At 49.0% G+C, this 531-nt stretch carries 1 pseudogene; it reads left to right on the top strand.

Annotation, left to right across the window (positions count from 1 at the left end):
- Window positions 1-531: pseudogene (locus GJQ68_RS23120) on the top strand (hypothetical protein); the annotation flags it as partial.

The raw sequence follows: 531 nt of genomic DNA on the forward strand, positions 1-531 counted from the left end.
CCACAGATATTTCCACCAATGCAGGGGATATCAGCACCCTAAATACGGAAGTGTCCCAAAATACAACTGATATCTTAGTCAATGCTACCAACATTGCATTGAAGGAAAACAGCGCCAACAAATCCACCGACGGAACCCTGGCAGACGGTACGGACACGAAGTTCCCTACCGAGAAAGCAGTGAAGACCTATGTGGACGGGGAAGTAGCCACAATCAATACGGCGGCAGGAGCCATCCAAACCGAACTGGATGCTACCCAGAGCGGAGCCGGACTGGGAACAGACGGAAGTTTTACGGCCAATACCACATCGAATTTCCTCACCACCGCCACCTCACTGAAAGATTCAGATGATAAATTGGATGCCCAGGTAAAGACCAATGCTACTGATATTTCCACCAATGCAGGGGACATCAGCACCCTAAATACGGAAGTGTCCCAAAACACAACTGATATTTCTGCCAATGCCACCAACATTGCATTGAAGGAAAACAGTGCCAACAAATCCACCGACGGAACCCTGGCAGATGGTA

This window comes from Cyclobacterium roseum, from assembly GCF_010119225.1.
GTDB classification, from domain to species: domain Bacteria; phylum Bacteroidota; class Bacteroidia; order Cytophagales; family Cyclobacteriaceae; genus Cyclobacterium; species Cyclobacterium roseum.